The sequence below is a fragment of the Streptomyces sp. NPDC041124 genome (assembly GCF_055592385.1).
On the sequence record NZ_JBVIYR010000004.1, the window covers coordinates 127,228 to 144,680 of the forward strand.

General features: G+C 75.2%; 16 protein-coding genes. 5 read left to right on the forward strand and 11 right to left on the reverse strand.

Annotated features, from left to right (window positions below; genetic code table 11):
• Nucleotides 1–2 precede the first annotated feature (2 nt).
• Genes ACZ6A9_RS12290 through ACZ6A9_RS12315 form a run of 6 tightly spaced genes read right to left on the reverse strand, consistent with a single transcriptional unit; the run spans nucleotide 3 to nucleotide 5,613 of the window.
• Nucleotides 3–899 (reverse strand): glycosyltransferase family 2 protein, encoded by an 897-nt coding sequence (locus ACZ6A9_RS12290; RefSeq protein ID WP_468983323.1) that lies wholly within the window; start codon nucleotides 897–899, stop codon nucleotides 3–5.
• Complete coding sequence (locus ACZ6A9_RS12295; RefSeq protein WP_468983327.1) at nucleotides 896–1,765, reverse strand: glycosyltransferase family 2 protein; 870 nt, start codon at nucleotides 1,763–1,765, stop codon at nucleotides 896–898. Before ACZ6A9_RS12295 ends, ACZ6A9_RS12290 begins: the two co-directional genes overlap by 4 nt.
• Complete coding sequence (locus tag ACZ6A9_RS12300) at nucleotides 1,762–2,751, reverse strand: glycosyltransferase family 9 protein (RefSeq protein ID WP_468983330.1); 990 nt, start codon at nucleotides 2,749–2,751, stop codon at nucleotides 1,762–1,764. Before ACZ6A9_RS12300 ends, ACZ6A9_RS12295 begins: the two co-directional genes overlap by 4 nt.
• Nucleotides 2,748–3,740 carry a glycosyltransferase family 9 protein gene (locus ACZ6A9_RS12305; protein ID WP_468983332.1) on the reverse strand — a complete coding sequence of 331 codons (993 nt, stop codon included), beginning with the start codon at nucleotides 3,738–3,740 and terminating at the stop codon, nucleotides 2,748–2,750. Before ACZ6A9_RS12305 ends, ACZ6A9_RS12300 begins: the two co-directional genes overlap by 4 nt.
• Entirely contained in the window at nucleotides 3,737–4,624 is an 888-nt protein-coding gene (locus ACZ6A9_RS12310; RefSeq protein WP_468983334.1) for a D-glycero-alpha-D-manno-heptose-1,7-bisphosphate 7-phosphatase, read from the reverse strand. The genes ACZ6A9_RS12305 and ACZ6A9_RS12310 overlap by 4 nt, the downstream gene beginning before the upstream one ends.
• Nucleotides 4,621–5,613 (reverse strand): glycosyltransferase family 2 protein, encoded by a 993-nt coding sequence (locus tag ACZ6A9_RS12315; RefSeq protein WP_468983338.1) that lies wholly within the window; start codon nucleotides 5,611–5,613, stop codon nucleotides 4,621–4,623. Before ACZ6A9_RS12315 ends, ACZ6A9_RS12310 begins: the two co-directional genes overlap by 4 nt.
• Nucleotides 5,614–5,900: 287 nt before the next feature.
• Here ACZ6A9_RS12315 and ACZ6A9_RS12320 point away from each other — a divergent pair, with 287 nt between their 5' ends.
• Together ACZ6A9_RS12320 and ACZ6A9_RS12325 are read left to right on the forward strand one after the other, a co-directional pair.
• On the forward strand, nucleotides 5,901–6,677 hold the full coding sequence (locus ACZ6A9_RS12320) for a polysaccharide deacetylase family protein (RefSeq protein WP_468983341.1): 777 nt from the start codon (nucleotides 5,901–5,903) through the stop codon (nucleotides 6,675–6,677).
• A gap of 80 nt (nucleotides 6,678–6,757) precedes the next feature.
• A complete protein-coding gene (locus ACZ6A9_RS12325; protein ID WP_468983344.1) occupies nucleotides 6,758–7,198 on the forward strand; it encodes an SRPBCC family protein in 441 nt (146 codons plus the stop codon).
• Between the two features lie 27 nt (nucleotides 7,199–7,225).
• On the opposite strand, the gene ACZ6A9_RS12330 is transcribed toward ACZ6A9_RS12325, so the two are convergent.
• From ACZ6A9_RS12330 to ACZ6A9_RS12345, 4 genes are all read right to left on the reverse strand, one after another.
• Nucleotides 7,226–8,413 carry an XdhC family protein gene (locus tag ACZ6A9_RS12330; protein ID WP_468983349.1) on the reverse strand — a complete coding sequence of 396 codons (1,188 nt, stop codon included), beginning with the start codon at nucleotides 8,411–8,413 and terminating at the stop codon, nucleotides 7,226–7,228.
• A 63-nt stretch (nucleotides 8,414–8,476) separates the two neighbouring features.
• Entirely contained in the window at nucleotides 8,477–10,861 is a 2,385-nt protein-coding gene (locus ACZ6A9_RS12335) for a xanthine dehydrogenase family protein molybdopterin-binding subunit (protein WP_468983352.1), read from the reverse strand.
• 2 nt (nucleotides 10,862–10,863) lie between these two features.
• Entirely contained in the window at nucleotides 10,864–11,400 is a 537-nt protein-coding gene (locus tag ACZ6A9_RS12340) for a (2Fe-2S)-binding protein (protein WP_468983355.1), read from the reverse strand.
• The gene (locus ACZ6A9_RS12345; RefSeq protein ID WP_468983357.1) at nucleotides 11,400–12,290 is read right to left on the reverse strand and encodes an FAD binding domain-containing protein; all 891 of its coding nucleotides are present in this window, start codon (nucleotides 12,288–12,290) and stop codon (nucleotides 11,400–11,402) included. The genes ACZ6A9_RS12340 and ACZ6A9_RS12345 overlap by 1 nt, the downstream gene beginning before the upstream one ends.
• A gap of 246 nt (nucleotides 12,291–12,536) precedes the next feature.
• Between ACZ6A9_RS12345 and ACZ6A9_RS12350 the strand changes: the two genes are divergently transcribed.
• Nucleotides 12,537–14,234 carry a PucR family transcriptional regulator gene (locus ACZ6A9_RS12350; protein WP_468983360.1) on the forward strand — a complete coding sequence of 566 codons (1,698 nt, stop codon included), beginning with the start codon at nucleotides 12,537–12,539 and terminating at the stop codon, nucleotides 14,232–14,234.
• Between the two features lie 161 nt (nucleotides 14,235–14,395).
• On the forward strand, nucleotides 14,396–15,163 hold the full coding sequence (locus ACZ6A9_RS12355) for a hypothetical protein (RefSeq protein WP_468984573.1): 768 nt from the start codon (nucleotides 14,396–14,398) through the stop codon (nucleotides 15,161–15,163).
• Between the two features lie 259 nt (nucleotides 15,164–15,422).
• Here the strand turns inward: ACZ6A9_RS12355 and ACZ6A9_RS12360 are convergent, their stop codons facing one another.
• Nucleotides 15,423–16,256, reverse strand: coding sequence for a GntR family transcriptional regulator (locus ACZ6A9_RS12360; protein ID WP_468984577.1), 834 nt, complete (start codon nucleotides 16,254–16,256; stop codon nucleotides 15,423–15,425).
• A 177-nt stretch (nucleotides 16,257–16,433) separates the two neighbouring features.
• On the opposite strand from ACZ6A9_RS12360, the gene ACZ6A9_RS12365 reads away from it, so the two are divergent.
• Entirely contained in the window at nucleotides 16,434–17,294 is an 861-nt protein-coding gene (locus ACZ6A9_RS12365; protein ID WP_468983363.1) for a (2Fe-2S)-binding protein, read from the forward strand.
• Nucleotides 17,295–17,453 lie beyond the last annotated feature (159 nt).

Here is a 17,453-nt window from a genome sequence, read left to right on the forward strand (position 1 = left end):
GCTCAGCCGGTGTAGCGGCGGGCCGTGGAGCCGCGCTGGGACGGTTCGAGGAGACGCAGCCTGGACTCCACCTCCCGGGGCAGGACGCGGCGTTCGCGCAGGACCCAGGGCAGGGCGGCCGCCGCCTCGGCGAAGGCGAGCAGGGAGACGGTGTCGCGCGGGACGGTGCGCGCCAGGTTCAGGGTGCGGCGCAGCGCGGGCCCGGCCGGGCGGCGCAGCCAGGTGAACCACAGGGTGTTGCGGATGCCGTGCCTGCGGCGCAGGGTGGGGTCCCGGGCCGTCGAGGCCTGGTGGTGGACCGTCAGCCCGTCGGCGTAGGTGAGCCACCATCCGTCGGCCGCGAGGTCGGCGGCCAGCAGCTCCTCCTCGCCGCCCAGCCAGAGCCTCGGGTGGAACCCGCCGGCGGTGCGGAAGGCGTCGGTGCGCAGGACGGTCGCGGCGGCCAGGAACGAGCCGAGCGCCGGGCCGGGCAGCCAGGACGGCCGGGGCAGGGGCGAGTCGCGCAGCTCGCGGACGATGGGGTCCTCGGTGCCGTCTGGTTCGACGACGATCCGGGCGGTGACCGTGCCGAGCGCCGGGTGCCGGTCGAGCAGGTCGGCGGCGCCGGCCAGCGAGCCGGGCGACCACCACGAGTCGTCGTCGCAGAAGGCGACGTACGGCGTGCGGACCTCGCGCACGGCGAGGTTGCGGCCGACGGCGCCGAGGTTGCGGCCGGGGCGGAGCAGCCGCACGCCGGGGTGGTGGCGGGCGACGGCTTCGGCGGTGCCGTCGGTGGAGCCGTTGTCGGTGACGATCACCCGCGGCTTCTCGGGGAGTGCGGCGAGGTGGCGGAGGGTGCGCAGGAGTTCGGGGCGCCGGTTGTGGGTGATGACGACGACGGTGGTGCGCGGGTCGGTCATGCGGTCGCCCCCTCCAGGAGTCGGGCGGCCCGTTCCACCTGCGGGGGCAGGGGCCTGCGGTCGCGCAGGGCGGCGGGCAGCCGGACGAGGACCTCGCGCAGGGCGCGCCGTGCGTGGTGGTCGCCGCGGGCGTCCGCGGCGAGCGCCCCGGTGCGGGCGAGGGCGTACGGGACGGGGCGGCGCAGCCAGGCGGTCAGCGTCGCGTTGCGGCGCTGGAGCGCGGGGCGGCCGGCGCGGGGTGCGGGGGCCGGGTGGTGGTGGGCGACGACGTCGGGGCAGTGGGTGACGCCCCAGCCGCGCGCGGCGAGGTCGTAGGCGAGCAGGGTCTCCTCGCCGCCGAAGAAGAGCAGGCGGTGGAATCCGCCGGCGTCGAGGTAGGCGCTGCGGCGGACGACGGCGCCGCAGGCGAGGAAGCCCAGCACCTGGGTGCCGGGGAGGTCGGTGGCCGGGCCGAGCGGTGAGCGGGCGAGGACGTCGTTGAGGGGGTCCGGTGTCTCGGCCGGGCCGACGAGCGTCCGGGCGGCGATCAGACCGAGGCGGGGATGGGCGTCGAGCAGTTGGGCCGCCCGGCCGAGCGAGCCGGGCGCCCACCAGGAGTCGTCGTCGCTGAACGCCACGTACGGGGTGGTGAGGGCGCGGGTCCCGTGGTTGCGGGCCAGGGCACCGTGGTTCCCGGGGAGCGCCAGGAGGCGCACCTGGGGGAAGTCGCGGGTGACCATGTCCCGGGTGCCGTCGGTGGAGGCGTTGTCGGCGACCAGGATCTCCGGGCGTTCGGGCAGCTCCAGCAGCCGGCGCAGGGTGCCGGCGAGGCGGCCGCAGCGGTTCCGGGTGGCGATGACGACGCCGAGGGGGCGGTGGTCCGTCATGGGGCGTCTTCCTCGGGCAGGCGGGTCAGGGCGTGGAGGACCTCGTCGGGGGTGATGCGCAGGAGGGCCGGGTCGGGGCGGTCGCCGTGGGGGTCGCCCGGCGGGCCGTGCGACAGCGCGATGTGGCGCGGCAGCGCGGGAGGGCCCCACTGGCCGGGTGGGACCGGGCCGAACAGGGTGACGGTCGGGGTGGCGTGGGCGACCGCCAGGTGGGCGATGCCGGTGTCGCCGCTGACGACGGCCCGGGCGTCCGCGAGGAGAGCGGAGAGCAGGGCGAAGGGCGGTCCGCCGGCGAAGACGTCGGTGTCGGGCAGGCCGGCCCGCTTGGCGAGGCGTGCGACCAGGTCGTCCTCGGCCGCTCCGCCGGTGACCACGACGCGGCGGCCGCGTGCGCGCAGGGCGGTCGCGACGGCGGCGTACCGTTCGACCGGCCAGCAGCGGGCGGGAGAACCGGCGCCGGGGTGCAGGACCACCGCTCCGGGGGCGGGGGAGGCGGTGGGCGGGCGGGGCAGCAGCAGGTCGGTGGGGTCGGCGTCGATGCCGTACCACCGCAGCAGCCGGCACCAGCGGTCCCGCTCGTGTTCCCCGGCGTACCAGGCGGGGCCCTCGATGTCCGGGGTTCCGGGGTGGGCGAACGCCAGCAGCCGGGCGGGGCGCAGGGACTGCAGCAGGCGGTGGCTGGGGGGTCCGTTGCCGTGCAGGTCGACCGCGACGTCCGGGGGCGGGCCGGTCCAGCCGAGGGTGCGCGGCACGGCCCGGGAGGGCGCGGAGGCGGGCAGCAGCCGGTCGACGGCTCCGCAGGCCCCGGCGGCGGGCGCGAGTCCGGCGGGGGCGGCCAGGACGAGCTCGTGGCGGGGGTGGGCCCGGCGCAGTGCCCGGAGCGCGGGGACGCCGGCCAGCAGGTCCCCGAGGCCGAGGGCGCGCAGGACGAGGAGGCGCGGCGGGGCCGTGGAGGCCGCCGGAGTGCCTTCCGGGCGGCCGCTCACCGGGGAACCTCCGCGAGTTTGTCGACGGCGGCGACGACGTCGTGCGCGGTGACCTCCTCCAGGCACGGGTGGCCCGGTACGGGGCACTGCCGGGCCCTGGTGCCGGCGCACGGGGCCCGCTGGTCGCCGAGGAGGACGTAGGGCACGCCGTAGGGCCGCCAGCGTTCGGCGGGGACGACCGGGGAGAAGAGGGACACCACCGGGGTGCCGACGGCGGCGGCGAGGTGGGCGGGGCCGGTGTTGCCGGTGACCACGCAGTCGGCTCCGGCGAGCACCCCGGCCAGTTCGGCGGCGCCGGTACGGCCGCCGAGGTCGACGGCACGGCCGCCGGCCACGTACGCGGTCAGCTCCCGCTCCCCCGCGCCGCCGGTGACCACGACCCTGCGTCCGGCGGCGGTGAGTTCGCGCACCGTCTGCGCGCACCGGCCGGGACTCCAGGCCCGGGCGGGCACGCTGGCGCCCGGGTGGACGACGACGTACCCGCCGGGGCCGGTCAGCCGCTCGGCCGGGGGCGGCGGGAGGACCCGCAGCCGTGTGTCGTCGGGCCGGGGGAAGCCGGCGGCCTCGGCGAGGTCGAGGGCGGCCTCGGCCTCGTGGGCGTGGGGGGCGCGGTGGTGCCGTACGTCGAGCAGGGAGCCCGGGTAGTCCTCGCTGTCGGCCGCGATGAGACCGACGCCGGCCAGGCGCAGCAGCAGGGCGGTGGGCAGGGGCGACTGGTGGAAGGAGGTGAGGACGAGCGCGGTGTCGGCGTCGACGGCGGCGATCAGCGACTCGGTGGACGCACGGCTGACCTCGGGCGGCTGGAACCCGGTCCAGGGGGACTCCCAGACCAGCACCTCGTCGACGCCGGGCAGCAGCCGGGCGGCGGGTTCGCCGTGCGGTCCGCAGAGCAGGGTGACGTGGCTCGCCCGGGCGGCGACGGCACGCACGGCGGGCCCGGCGAGCAGGACGTCGCCGAAACTGTCGAGCCGGGTGACGAGGGCTTTCACGCGCCCCTCCCCTGCGGGGCCGGTCCGTCGTGGGCCGGAGCGGGCGCGGGGCGGCGCCGCGGTGTCCGGGGCGGCGCGGAGTCGACGGCGAGGCGGCGCCGCGGCGTCCGGGGCGCGGTGCCCCCGGTCGCCTCCGCAGCCGTTACGTGCGCCGGGCCGTTGCCCGGGCCGCCCGGGCCGGACGCCGCCGGGCCCTCGTCACCGCCGTCGGCGGGCGGCCCCGTCCGGTACCCGGCCGGACCGGCGGACGAGCGAGCGCGCGGATCAGGATCGGGGCCCGCCCGGCCTCCGGGGGCGCCGCGTCCCGGCGGTGGGCCCTGGTCGTGGGCGGCGGGGCGCGGGGGGTCCGGGACGCGGTCCCGGGGCGGGGTGTCGAGGAGCAGGCGTACCGCTGCCGGGAGGTCCGGGGCGACGTGGGGGGCCGCGGCCGTCTCCTCGGGGCGGGTCTGTGGGGTGGGGACGAGGATGCCGTGGGCGCCGGCCCGGCGGGCGGCCTCCATGTCGGCGCCGATGTCGCCGATGACCACGCAGTCGGCCGGGTCCGCGCCGATCCGGGCCGCCGCCCACAGCACCATCCCCGGCCGGGGTTTGCGGCACGGGCAGCAGTCGTCGGGGCCGTGCGGGCACAGGGCCCATACGTCGAAGGGGCCGAGGAGTTCGTCGACGCGCCGGTTGACGCGGTGGGCGTCGGCCTCGGTGAGCAGTCCGCGGGCGATGCCGGACTGGTTGGTGACGACGCCGGTGCGGATGCCGCGGGCGCGCAGGGCGTCCAGCGCCGCGCGGGCTCCGGCGACGGGCCGTACGCGCGCGGGGTCGCCGTTGTAGGGGACGTCGTGGACCAGTGTGCCGTCGCGGTCGAAGAGGACCGCCTCCACCGGGCTCACCGGTCCGCCCCCTGCCGGGCGGGGACGTTGCGGTGGCGCCAGGCCCCGGCCAGCCGGTGCCAGGTCGCGGCGGGCGGTATGGCCACGCTGGTGGCCAGGACCGTCGTCACCTCCTCGCGGGTGCGCGGTCCGGGACCGATGCGGGCGCGGGCGAACTCCGCGGTTCCCGCGGCCCAGCCGAGCGCGCAGGCGGTGGCCGCCCGGCGGTGTCCGGTCGCGCCGAGCAGACAGGCGGCGGTGATCGCGGCGTGCCGGCGGATCCGGCCGCGCGGTGCGACCGCCTTGTCCCACCAGTCGGGTCCGTGCAGCCGGCGCATCAGGGCGTCGTCGGCGTTGCCGCGCTGCTGTACCACCGACGCCCAGCGGGAGGCGGGGCGCACCGGGCACAGGGTGGCGCGGCGGCCCCGGCGGATGCGCCAGCCGGCGTCGAGGAGGCGCAGCGCCAGGTCGGCGTCCTCGCGGAAGGCCCGGGAGAAGCGTTCGTCGAATCCGCCGGCCTGCTTCAGCGCCTCGGTGCGGTAGGCCATGTCGGCGGTGGCCCATCGGGCCCGGGCGAGCCCGTCGGTGCCGCGTTCCCCTTCGGTGGGGCGGCGCCCCCGGGGCAGCGGCACGGTGATGACGCCCTGGACGCCGGCGGTGTCGGGGGACGCCTCCTGGAGGTCCCGCACCAGTTGGGCGCACCAGTGCGCGCCGACCTGGACGTCGTCGTGGAGGAAGGCGACCCAGGGCGCGGTCACGGCGCGCAGCCCGCGGTTGCGCGCGGCGGCGGGGCCGCGGCCTGCGCCGGTCAGGACGGTGGTGCGCTCCCGCAGGTCACCCAGGACGCTCAGCGCGTGGCCCATCGCGTCCGGCGAGGGCTCGGGGCCGGGCCGGTCGTCCACGAGGACGATCTCGTCGGGGCGCGGCCCGTTCGCCGCTGCCAGGGCGGCGAGGCAGTCGGGGAGGGCGTCCCCCACCAGCGTGGGGATCACGACGGCGTACGACGTCATACGGACGCCCTCCTCCCCCGGGCTCCGGTACCAGGACTGCGCATCGGGGCTGTGCTCCGTCCCTGAGAGGCGTGAGGACCTACCCGGACGCGAGTGCCGCGTTCGCGGTTGTCTCAAACACTTGGAGACAGCTTGTCCCACTACGACCGGAGAGGGGGCTTTTGCGCGCCGATCAGGTCACCGCCGCCCGTACCGCGTGACGACTCTCACATGCCCGCGCCACCTCGCACGCGGGCACGCGAATCGGACTATACATACGATTTATAGACAAAATGTATAGTCCGGCCATGCCTTTTCTGACCAGGAAGACGAGAAGACCGGGGGCCGCGTTCCGGGGGGCGTCGGCACTGGCCGCGGTCGCGGCGCTCACGCTGCCGCTGAGCGGCTGCGCGCAGGTGGAGACGACCGCCCCCAGCGCCGTCCGCAGCACCGACGTCCAGGCCCGCTTCGGCACCGTCGACTGCCGCGAGGTCAAGTGCATCGCGCTGACCTTCGACGCCGGCCCCGGCGAGAACTCCGCGCGGCTGCTGGACATCCTGAAGGACGAGCAGGTGCCCGCGACCTTCTTCCTCCTGGGCAGACGGCACATCGACAGGTACCCGGAGCTGGTGCGACGGATGGCCGACGAGGGCCACGAGGTGGCCAGTCACACCTGGACCCACCGCATCCTGACGGAGCTGGAGCCGGACGAGATACGCGAGGAACTCCGGCGCACCAACGAGGAGATAGAACGCCTCACCGGCCGCCGCCCCACCCTGATGCGCCCGCCCCAGGGGCGGACGAACGACACCGTGCAGGAGATCAGCCGCGAGCTGGGCCTGTCGGAGGTCCTGTGGAGCGTGACGGCGAAGGACTACCGGACCACCGACTCCGACCTGATCACCCGCCGCGTCCTCGCCCAGGCCTCCCGCGACGGCATCATCCTCCTCCACGACATCTACGACGGAACCGTCCCCGCCGTGCCCGGCATCATCGACGCGCTGAAGAAGCGCGGCTATGTGTTCGTGACGGTGCCGCAGCTCCTCGCGCCCGGGAAGGCCGAGCCGGGCAAGGTGTACCGGTGAGAGCCGCGGACCGCTGGGCCGGACGGGTGAGCCGCACCGCCGGGCACCGCCGGCCGGCCGGGGTTTCCTAGGATTATCCCGTGGCCACCTTCCAGCTTCAGCGCACGGCGCCCCTCCCCCTCGACGAGGCCTGGCGCAGGCTCACGACGTGGCCCCGCCACGGTGATGTGGTGCCGATGACCAGGGTCACGGTGACCACTCCCCCGCCCACGGGTGAGGGCACCGTCTTCGTCGCCCGCACGGGTCTGGGCCCGCTCTCCTTCGACGACCCGATGGAAGTGACGGTGTGGCAGCCCCCGGTGGGCGACACCCCCGGGGTGTGCCGCCTGGAGAAGCGGGGCCGCGTCGTCACCGGCTGGGCGGAGATCGAGGTCCTGCCGGGACCCGGGGGCCGGGCACGGGTGGTGTGGCGGGAGGACATCCGGGTCCGCTTCCTGCCCGCCTTCGGCGACGCCGCACTGGCCCGTGCGGGCCGTCACCTCTTCGGCCGTGCGGTGAACCGGCTGCTCCGCAGGGCGTGAGACCGGGGCGGCGCCTCACGGGCACCGTCACGTCGAGGCAGGACGTTCCCCGCTGACCTGGTCACACCACGGCGACCCGGGCGGGCCCGCGGGTCCGGCCGGGTCGCCGTGGTGGATCGGGGTGTGGGCGCCGGTGAGGGAGGTCCCGCTGCCGCCGCGGCGGTTCGCGACGATCTCCGCGGCGATGGACAGGGCCGTCTCCTGCGGCGTACGGGCGCCGAGGTCCAGGCCGATCGGTGACCTGAGGCGGGCCAGTTCCCGGTCGGTCACCCCGACCTCGCGCAAGCGGGCGCTGCGGTCCAGGTGGGTGCGGCGGGAGCCCATCGCGCCGACGTAGGCGACCGGCAGGCGCAGGGCGAGCTTCAGCAACGGTACGTCGAACTTGGGGTCGTGCGTCAGGACGCACAGGACCGTCCGGGCGTCCACGGCGGTGCGCTCCAGGTACGTGTGCGGCCAGTCGACGACGATCTCGTCGGCCTCGGGGAAGCGGGCCCGCGTGGCGAACACGGGGCGCGCGTCGCACACCGTGACGTGGTGGCCGAGGAACTTGCCGACCCGTACCAGTGCGGCCGCGAAGTCGATCGCACCGAAGACGATCATCCGGGGCGGGGGGACGGAGGACTCGACCAGGACGGTGAGCGGTGCGCCGCGGCGCGAGCCCCGCTCCCCGATCTCCAGGGTGCCGGTGCGGCCGGCGTCCAGGAGGGCGCCCGCCTCGGCGGCCACCGTACGGTCCAGTTCCGGGCGGGCGCCGAAGCCGCCCTCGTACGAGCCGTCGGGACGGACCGTCAGCGCGCGGCCCGTCAGTTCCGCCGGGCCGCTGACAATCCGCGCCACCGCCACCGCCTCCCCCCGCGCCGCCGCGGTCAGGGCGGCCGCCAGCACCGGGCGGGCGGGATCCGCGGCGCGTACCGGAGTGACCAGGACGTCGATGACACCGCCGCAGGTCAGACCGACGGCGAAGGCGTCCTCGTCGCTGTAGCCGAAGCGTTCGAGGACCGGTTCGCCGTCCCTCAGCGCCTGCTCGCACAGCTCGTACACCGCGCCCTCCACGCATCCGCCGGAGACCGATCCGACGGCCGTGCCGTCGGTGTCGACCGCGAGCGCGGCGCCCGGTGGGCGGGGCGCGCTGCCGCCGACCGCCACCACGGTGGCGACCGCGAAGTCACGGCCCTGCCCGGCCCACCGGTCCAGCTCCTCGGCGATGTCCAGCATGTCTCGGTCTCCTCGGCTCCGGTTGCACGGGGGGAAGCACGACCGCCCGCGACGGCCGCGTGCTCACCCGGTGCCCGTGAGGTGTTCCGGACGGACGGGGGTCCTGTCGAGGGCGAGGCCCGTGGCGTCGCGGATGGCCGCCAGGACCGCCGGCGTGGACGACAGGGTGGGCGCTTCGCCGACGCCGCGCAGCCCGTACGGGGCGTGGTCGTCGGCGAGTTCGAGCACGTCGACGGGGATGGCCGGCGTGTCGAGGATGGTGGGGATGAGGTAGTCCGTGAAGGACGGGTTGCGCACCTTCGCGGTCCTCGGGTCGACGACGATCTCCTCCATGACCGCCACGCCCAGGCCCTGGGTGGTGCCGCCCTGGATCTGGCCGATCACGGACAGCGGGTTGAGCGCCTTGCCGACGTCCTGCGCGCAGGCCAGTTCGACGACCTTGACCAGGCCGAGTTCGGTGTCGACCTCGACGACGGCCCGGTGCGCGGCGAAGGAGTACTGGACGTGGCCGTCGCCCTGGCCGGTGCGCAGGTCGAAGGGTTCGGTCGGCCGGTGCCGCCACTCCTCCTCGACCTCGACGGCCTCCTCGCCGAGGACGTCCACCAGGTCGGCGAGCACCTCGCCGCCGTCGGTGACGACCTTGCCGCCCTCCAGGAGGAGTTCCGCGGTCGCCCAGGCCGGGTGGTACGAGCCGAACCTGCGCCGGCCGAGTTCCAGCACCCGCTCACGGACCAGTTCGCAGGCGTTCCTGACCGCGCCCCCGGTGACGTACGTCTGCCGGGACGCCGAGGTCGAACCGGCCGACCCGACCCGGGTGTCGGCGGGGTGGATCGTCACCTGGGCGACGCCCAGCTCGGTGCGCACGATCTGCGCGTGGACGGTGACGCCGCCCTGGCCGACCTCCGCCATCGCGGTGTGCACGGTGGCGACCGGATCACCGCCCACGACCTCCATGCGGACGCGGGCGGTGGAGTAGTCGTCGAAGCCCTCGGAGAAGCCGACGTTCTTGATGCCGACCGCGTAACCGACACCCCGGACGACACCCTCGCCGTGCGTGGTGTTGGACAGGCCGCCCGGGAGCCGGCGCACGTCGGCGCCCTCGCTGGACTCCCACTGGCGCTCCGGCGGCATGGGCATCGCCTTGACGCGGCGCAGGAGTTCGGCGACCGGGGCCGGTGAGTCGACGGTCTGTCCCGTGGGCAGGAGCGAGCCCTGTTCCATGGCGTTGAGCTGCCGGAACTCCACCGGGTCCATGCCGAGCCGGGCCGCCAGCCTGTCCATCTGGGCCTCGTAGGCGAAGCACGCCTGGACCGCGCCGAAGCCGCGCATGGCGCCGCAGGGCGGGTTGTTGGTGTAGAGGGCGAGGGCCTCGACGTCGACGTCGTCGACGACGTAGGGGCCGATGCCGAGCGAGGAGGCGTTGCCGACCACGGCCGGGGAGGCGGAGGCGTACGCGCCGCCGTCGAGGACGATGCGGCACCTGACGTGGGTGAGCCGGCCGTCCGCGGTGGCGCCGTGTTCGTAGGAGAGCCGGGCCGGGTGGCGGTGGACGTGGCCGAAGAAGGACTCGAACCGGTTGTAGACGATCTTGACGGGTTTGCCGGTGCGCAGGGCGAGCAGGCAGGCGTGGATCTGCATGGACAGGTCCTCGCGCCCGCCGAAGGCGCCGCCGACGCCGGCCAGGGTCATCCGTACCTTGTCCGCGGGCAGGCCGAGCACGGGCGCGATCTGGCGCAGGTCGGAGTGGAGCCACTGGGTGGCGATGTAGAGGTGCACGCCGCCGTCCTCCTCGGGGACGGCGAGACCGGACTCGGGGCCGAGGAAGGCCTGGTCCTGCATGCCGAAGGTGTACTCGCCCTCGACGATCACGTCCGCGCGCTCCCGTGCGGACGCCACGTCGCCGCGCACGATGGGCTGCCGGTGGACGATGTTGGGGTGCGGGAGGTGGGCGAGGTGGTGGTCGTCGCGGTGCTCGTGGACGAGGGGCGCGTCCGGGGCGAGGGCGGAGGCCTCGTCGGTGACGACGGGCAGCTCGCGGTACTCGACCTGGATCTTCGCGGCGGCGCGGCGGGCGGTCTCCGGGTGGTCGGCGGCGACGAGCGCGACCGGTTCGCCGTGGTGGCGGACCTTGCCGTGGGCGAGGACGGGGGTGTCCTGGATCTCCAGGCCGTAGTGCTTCACGTCGGTGGGCAGGTCGTCGTACGTCATGACGGCGTACACGCCCGGGACGGCGAGTGCCTGGCTCGTGTCGATGGACACGATCTCGGCGTGGGCGACGGTGGAGCGCAGGATCTGGCCCCAGAGCATGTCGTCGTGCCACATGTCGGAGGAGTACGCGAACTCGCCGGTGACCTTGAGGGTGCCGTCCGGGCGGAGGGTGGACTCGCCGATGCCGCCCCTGGCGCCCGAGCCCTGGGTGATCTTGGTGGGAACACCGTTCGTCGGCATGCTCAGACCCCCTCGGACCGGCGGGCGGCCGCCAGACGGACCGCGTCCATGATCGTCTCGTAGCCGGTGCAGCGGCACAGGTTGCCGGACAGGGCCTCGCGGATGTCCGCGTCGGTCGGATCGGGGTTGCGCTCCAGCATCTCGTCGGCGGCGACCAGCAGCCCCGGCGTGCAGAAGCCGCACTGCACGGCGCCGGCGTCGATGAACGCCTGCTGGACGGGGGCCAGCGCGCCGCCCTCACCGGTCCGCGAACCGGTGCCCGTGACCTCCGGTGAGCTGCGGGAGCGCTGCCGGGCGAAGTCGGCCAGGCCCTCCACGGTGACGACGTCGCGGCCCTGGACCTGGCCGGCGGCGACGAGACACGCGCACACGGGCACGCCGTCGAGCCGTACGGTGCACGAGCCGCACTCGCCCTGCTCGCAGGCGTTCTTGGAACCGGGCAGGCCGAGGCGCTCGCGGAGCACGTACAGCAGGGACTCGCCCTCCCAGACGTCGTCGGCCTCCTGATGGCGTCCGTTGACGGTGAAGTCGATGCGCATTACGCGGCTCCCTCCGTGGTGCGGCGGGCGCCGCGGTACGACTCCCAGGTCCAGGTCAGGGTGCGGCGGGCCATGACCCCGACCGCGTGGCGGCGGTAGGCGGCGGTGCCGCGGACGTCGTCGACGGGGTTGCAGGCGGCGGCGCACAGGTCGGCGAAGCGCCTGGCCAGGGACGGGGTGATGATCTTCCCGTTGTCCCAGAAGCCGCCCTCCTCCAGGGCCGCGTCCAGGAACTCCTCGGCGGCCCGCGCCCGGATCGGCGTCGGGGCGGCCGAGCCGATCCCCGTGCGCACCGTCCGGGTCCCCGGGTGGAGGGCGAGGCCGAAGGCGCACACGGCGATGACCATGGCGTTGCGGGTGCCGACCTTGGAGTACTGCTGCGGGCCGTCGGCCTTCTTGATGTGGACGGCGCGGATCAGCTCGTCCGGCGCCAGCGCGTTGCGCTTCACGCCGGTGTAGAACGCGTCGATCGGGATGCGGCGCGACCCGCGCACCGACTCGGCCTCGACCTCGGCACCGGCCGCGAGCAGCGCCGGGTGGGCGTCGCCGGCCGGGGAGGCGGTGCCGAGGTTGCCGCCGACGCCGCCGCGGTTGCGGATCTGCGGGGAGGCGACCGTGTGCGAGGCGAGGGCGAGCCCCGGCAGCTCGGTGCGCAGGTGCTCCATGATCCGGGAGTACGGGACGGAGGCGCCGAGCCGTACGCTGTCCTCGCCGACCTCCCACTCCCCGAGGTCGCCGATGCGGTTCAGGTCCATGAGGTGCTGGGGCCGGCGGTGATCGAAGTTGATCTCGACCATCACGTCGGTGCCACCCGCGATCGGCACGGCGGCGGGGTGCTCGGCCTTCGCGGCGAGCGCCTCCTCCCAGCTGGCGGGGCGAAGGAAGTCCATGACCACCGGCTCTCTTCTTCGTCTCGTGGGATGTACGGTCCGAGTCGATCCGCGGCGGGTCCGGCTCTTCATGCGGTCTTCACGCGGATGAGGCCCAGTACACCGCCGTGTGCTCCGCATGGGTCAGTCACGGAAGCCATGAAGGAGTTGGCTGGCCAGCGCGGGCATCTTGTAGATTCATATGAATGGAGGCCTTCCGTAACCTCCCCACATTCCTCCGGAAAACAGAGAACGGCGGCGACGAGAATGCGGCTGCGCGCACTGCTGGACACCGACGCGCTGGGCCTGAAGCTGCTCGGAGGCGAGGAGGAGCTGGACCGCGGTGTGCGGGGCGTGATGACCACCGACCTGAGGGACCCCAGCCGCTACCTCTCCGGTGGGGAACTGGTGCTCACGGGTCTGGCCTGGCGCCGGGACGCCGCCGACTCCGAGCCGTTCGTCCGGCTGCTGGTCCAGGCCGGGGTGGCCGCGCTCGCGGCCGGTACGGCCGAGCTGGGCGATGTGCCGGACGACCTGGTGGCGGCCTGCGCCCGGCACCGGCTGCCGCTGTTCGCGGTGCACGAGTCGGTGGCCTTCGCGACCGTCACCGAGCACGTCGTCCGGCAGGTCTCCGGCGAGCGCGCCGGGGACCTCGCGGCCGTCGTGGACCGGCACCGGCGGATGATGACCTCCGGCCCGGCGGGCGGCGGCCCCGACGTGGTGCTCGACCTGCTCGGCACCGACCTGGACCTGCGGGCCTGGCTGCTGTCGCCCACCGGCCGGCTGATCGCGGGATCGAGGGTCGCCGGGGCTCCGGGGGACGGGCCGACGCTGCCCGCCGAGGTGTGCGCGCGGCTCGCCGCGGAGCACCTCGCGGCCGCCCGCACCGGCCGGCTCGGACCGCACCGGGTGACGCTGGGGCAGACGACGTACAGCGTGTTCCCCGTACGGGGCAGCGGGCGCTCCGCGGCGGACGCGCGGGACGTGCGCGGGAGCGTGCTGTCCGACTGGCTGCTGGCCGTCGAGGCGGACGCCGGGGACTGGGCCGAGGAGCGGCTGGACCTGCTGCACGGCGTCACCCAGCTGATCGCCGTGGAACGCGACCGCCGGGACGCGGCGCGCACGGTGAGACGCCGGCTCGCGCAGGAGGTGCTGGAACTGGTCCAGGCGGGCGCCGCGCCCGCCGAGATCGCGGCGCGGCTGCGGGTGGCCGCGCCGGTGCTGCTGCCCGGACTCGGCGCCGCACCGCACTGGCAGGTCGTGGTGGCCCACGTCGACTGGGACGGCGGCGAGTCCGACGGGGGCGACGGCGGCCCGGTGGCGCAGGCACTGCTGGAGGAGATCCTGGTCGACCCGGCGTCGACGGGGACCGAGCACGCCGACCGCATCGCGGTGGCGCACACCGGGGACGAGGCGGTCGCGCTGGTACCGCTGCCCGCGGTGACCGGCGACGACGACCACCCCGCTACGGGGGTGCTCGCCGAGGCGCTGCTGGAGTCCGTGCGCGACCCGCTCACGGCAGGCCTGGACGGCGACGGCCGGCTCACCCTCGGCGTCTCCGCCGCCGTGCACTCCGCGGAGGGGCTGCGCGGCGCGCTGGAGGAGGCACGGCACGCCCGGCGCGTGGCCGCGGCACGCCCGGGCCGGGTCTGCGCGGCCGGCCACCAGGAACTCGCCTCGCACGTCCTGCTGCTCCCGTTCGTCCCCGACGACGTACGGCGCGCCTTCACCGCCCGGCTCCTGGACCCCCTGCGCGCGTACGACCGCCGGCACCGCGCCGAGCTGATCCCCACCCTGGAGGCGTTCCTCGACTGCGACGGGTCCTGGACCCGCTGCGCCTCCCGTCTCCACCTGCACGTCAACACGCTGCGCTACCGCGTCGGACGCATCGAGCAGCTGACCGGCCGCGACCTCTCCCGGCTGGAGGACAAGCTGGACTTCTTCCTTGCCCTGCGCATGAGTTGAGCCGAAGAGAAACACGTCCGGGCGGTTCGGACACGCGGCGCACGACTTTGTGAAATCCTTCACCCACCCTCTTGGCCGGGCCGTGTGGTTCGTGCTGAGATGCGGCCACCACTCAACAGCTCGATGGCGTGCTCGGGGAGGGCAACGTGGCGCATACCGCCATGTCCGGTGACGGAACGACCGCCGATGACGATCCTCTCCAGACAGCGGTGTGGCGGCTTCGCTCCCGTGCCTGCTGGGCCGACGCCGCCGCGCTGCTCGCACCCGACACCCCGGAAACGGCCCTGCAGCGGGCGTCGCTGCTGGTCGAGCGGTGCCTCTACACCGAGGCGGGGTGGGAGGAGGCCGAGGACGCGCTGCGTACGGCCGAGGCGCTGGCCCACAGTGACGACGAGCGGGGGGCGGCCGCTTGTGAACGCGGGTGCCTGGCCTACGCGGCCACGCTGTTCCGGGTGCGCGACCGGGCGGACGAGGCGCGGGCCGCGCTCGGGCGGGCGGCGGCCCTGATCGCGCCGGGAGCGCCGGGGCGGGCGCTGCTGGACTTCCGGCGCGGGCTCATCGCGGAGAACCTCACCCGTTCGCCGCAGGCGGCGCGGGCCGCCTACCGCCGCGCCCACGCGGGCGCCACCGCGCACCCCGACCCCCTGCTGCTGTCGGCCACCTGGCGCCACCTCGCCGGACTCGCGCTGCGCGAGGGGGAGTTGACTGAGGCGCGGCAGGGATTCGCCGAATCGCTCCGCATCCGCGAGGAGTTGGGCTACCTCGTCGGCACAGCCCCCGCCCTGGTCTCCCTCGCCGAGACGGAGACCGAACCGGAGGCCTCCCGCCTCCGCGAGGAGGCCCGCCGCCTCTTCCGCCTCCTCGGCGGCGTCCCCACCTGGCTGACCACCCAACTCGCCCCGCCGGCCCCAGGAACGGCAACGGCATAGCCCCAGCCCGCCCCATTGAGCCCGTCCGGCGCAGGACGAGTCATCCACCCACCCAGCCCGTCCGGCAGTCGAGGACGAGTCATCCACCCACCCAGCCCGTCCGGCAGTCGAGGACGAGTCATCCACCCACCCAGCCCGTCCGGCGTTTGAGGACGTGGCCCGCAGGGCCGGCAGGGGGGTCTGGGGGCGCAGCCCCCAGGGACGGGAAGGGAAGGGGCGGCGGGGGCGAAAAACCGGCGACCACCCCCGCCCGCCCCCTTCACCCCGCCCCGCTGAAGTGCTCCCCCACCAACGCCCGCACCACGTCCAGATCCCCCGCGATCAACGCGTCCAACAGCGCCGTGTGCTCATGCGCATCCGCGACCAGCTCCCCCGGACGCCCCCGCCCACCGGCCCCGCCACCGACCCCGCCCCCGACCAAAGGCCACTGAGCCCGCCGGTGAAGATCCTCGGCGATCCGCACCAGCTCCTCGTTCCCCGCCAGAGCCAGCACCGCACGGTGAAACGCACGATCGGACTCCGCGTACGTGGCCCGGCACCCGGAGGACGCCGCCCGCACCGTCGCCTCCGCGAGCGGCCGCAGCTCGGCCCACCGCTCCGCCGGCACCGTACGGGCCAGCCGCAGCACCACCGGCATCTCGATCAGCGCCCGCACCTCGGCGAGCTCCGCCAGCTCCCGCATCCCGCGCTCGACGACCCGGAACCCCCTGTTGGGCACGACCTCGACCGCGCCCTCCAGGGTGAGCTGCTGCATGGCCTCCCGGACGGGCGTCGCGGAGACACCGAACCGCTCGCCCAGCACCGGTGCCGAGTACACCTCACCGGGGCGCAGCTCACCCGTCACCAGCGCGGTGCGCAGCGCGTCGAGGACCTGCCCGCGCACGGAGGACCGCTGCACGACGGCCCGGGGACGGGGAAGGGCCGGCGGCTCACCGTGCGTGTGCTCACCGCGCGCAGCACCGTCCTCCACGCCCCGGCCACCCGCTCGTCCGCTCCCGCCGCCCGCCTGCCGCTGCGCCGTCCCCCGGGCGGCCCACTGGACGGGCACCCGCCGGGGCCGCGCCTGGGCCGCCCCCTCCGCGGGGCCCTGCATGTCCTGCTTCACCAGGTCCTCCTGCGGACGTGTCGGTACTTGCGGCCATTACGGCGGGTTGTCGCCCCACCGTCAAGCACGATAGGCGCACCGGGCGCCAGTTCACATCCCGGAGATCTTCGGTAAGGTGAGGCTTACCTTTTTTTGCCCGGCTCCACGAGACGTGAAGGTGGCCCCATGCCTGTGCCCGGTTCGGCCGTCGCGGACGCGTACGCCCGTCTGGCGGAGGCCTTCCCCGCCCTGGCCGTCACCGAGCTCGGCGCGGACGAGGAGGCGCCGCGGGGCGGCGGCTGGGTCACCGCGTCCGACCTCGCCGAGGGCGGGGCCGCCCTGGAGACGTTCCTGGCCTGGGACGACACCCAGGTGCTGCGGGACTACGGCCTGCAGGCCCGCCCGGACGTGATCGCCAGCTTCGGCCTGCACCGCTACGCGTGGCCCGCCTGCCTGCTGATCACCGTCCCGTGGTTCCTGCACCGCCGCGTACCGCGCTATCCCGTGACACACGTCTCGTTCGACCGTACGGCCACCGGCCTCGCCGTGGGCCGCATGGCCGTCCGGCCGGACGGATTCGCCTGCCTGCCCGACGACCCGGCCGCCGCCCTGCCCGGCGCCCGGGTGGTGCCCGACGAGGAGGCGCTGCGCGCGGAGGTGCGTGCGGCGGTCGCCCAGCACCTCGAGCCCGTACTGACCGGCTTCGGACCCCGGATGCGCCGGCGCGGCCGCGCCCTGTGGGGCATGGCGACCGACGAGATCGTCGAGAGCCTGTGGTACGTCTCCCAGCTGCTCGGCGAGGAGGAGCGGGGACTGCGCGAGCTGGAGCAGCTCCTGCCGGGAGCGACCAAGCCGTACGTCGGCGCGGCGGCCTTCCGCCGGCCGGCCGGAGCGGACGCGGAGCGGGAGCGCCCCACCCGGGACCGGGTCAGCTGCTGCATGTTCTACACCCTGCGCCCCGCGGACATCTGCGCCGCCTGCCCGCGCACCTGCGGCACGGAGGGCACCACCGCGCGGGTCACCAGCGCCCTCGCGCAGGCGAGTTGACGCCGCGTCGGACAACGGCACCCCTCTGCGGACCGTAGGATCACCCTCGTGACGCCCCCGCGGAGGTCACGGGTGTTTCACAATTCCCCCACCCGTCGCGGGAACTATCCGTGGAACCACCCGCACGGGTAATGTTGTTCGAACTCAACTCCCGCCCCT

Excerpts from the sequence above, each read along its gene's own strand:
- ACZ6A9_RS12290 (WP_468983323.1), bottom strand. The coding sequence starts at position 899 with ATGACCGACCCGCGCACCACCGTCGTCGTCATCACCCACAACCGGCGC.
- ACZ6A9_RS12295 (WP_468983327.1), bottom strand. The coding sequence starts at position 1,765 with ATGACGGACCACCGCCCCCTCGGCGTCGTCATCGCCACCCGGAACCGC.
- ACZ6A9_RS12315 (WP_468983338.1), bottom strand. The coding sequence starts at position 5,613 with ATGACGTCGTACGCCGTCGTGATCCCCACGCTGGTGGGGGACGCCCTC.
- ACZ6A9_RS12320 (WP_468983341.1), top strand. The coding sequence starts at position 5,901 with ATGCCTTTTCTGACCAGGAAGACGAGAAGACCGGGGGCCGCGTTCCGG.
- ACZ6A9_RS12330 (WP_468983349.1), bottom strand. The coding sequence starts at position 8,413 with ATGCTGGACATCGCCGAGGAGCTGGACCGGTGGGCCGGGCAGGGCCGT.
- ACZ6A9_RS12335 (WP_468983352.1), bottom strand. The coding sequence starts at position 10,861 with ATGCCGACGAACGGTGTTCCCACCAAGATCACCCAGGGCTCGGGCGCC.
- ACZ6A9_RS12340 (WP_468983355.1), bottom strand. The coding sequence starts at position 11,400 with ATGCGCATCGACTTCACCGTCAACGGACGCCATCAGGAGGCCGACGAC.
- ACZ6A9_RS12345 (WP_468983357.1), bottom strand. The coding sequence starts at position 12,290 with ATGGACTTCCTTCGCCCCGCCAGCTGGGAGGAGGCGCTCGCCGCGAAG.
- ACZ6A9_RS12350 (WP_468983360.1), top strand. The coding sequence starts at position 12,537 with ATGCGGCTGCGCGCACTGCTGGACACCGACGCGCTGGGCCTGAAGCTG.
- ACZ6A9_RS12355 (WP_468984573.1), top strand. The coding sequence starts at position 14,396 with ATGTCCGGTGACGGAACGACCGCCGATGACGATCCTCTCCAGACAGCG.
- ACZ6A9_RS12360 (WP_468984577.1), bottom strand. The coding sequence starts at position 16,256 with ATGCAGGGCCCCGCGGAGGGGGCGGCCCAGGCGCGGCCCCGGCGGGTG.
- ACZ6A9_RS12365 (WP_468983363.1), top strand. The coding sequence starts at position 16,434 with ATGCCTGTGCCCGGTTCGGCCGTCGCGGACGCGTACGCCCGTCTGGCG.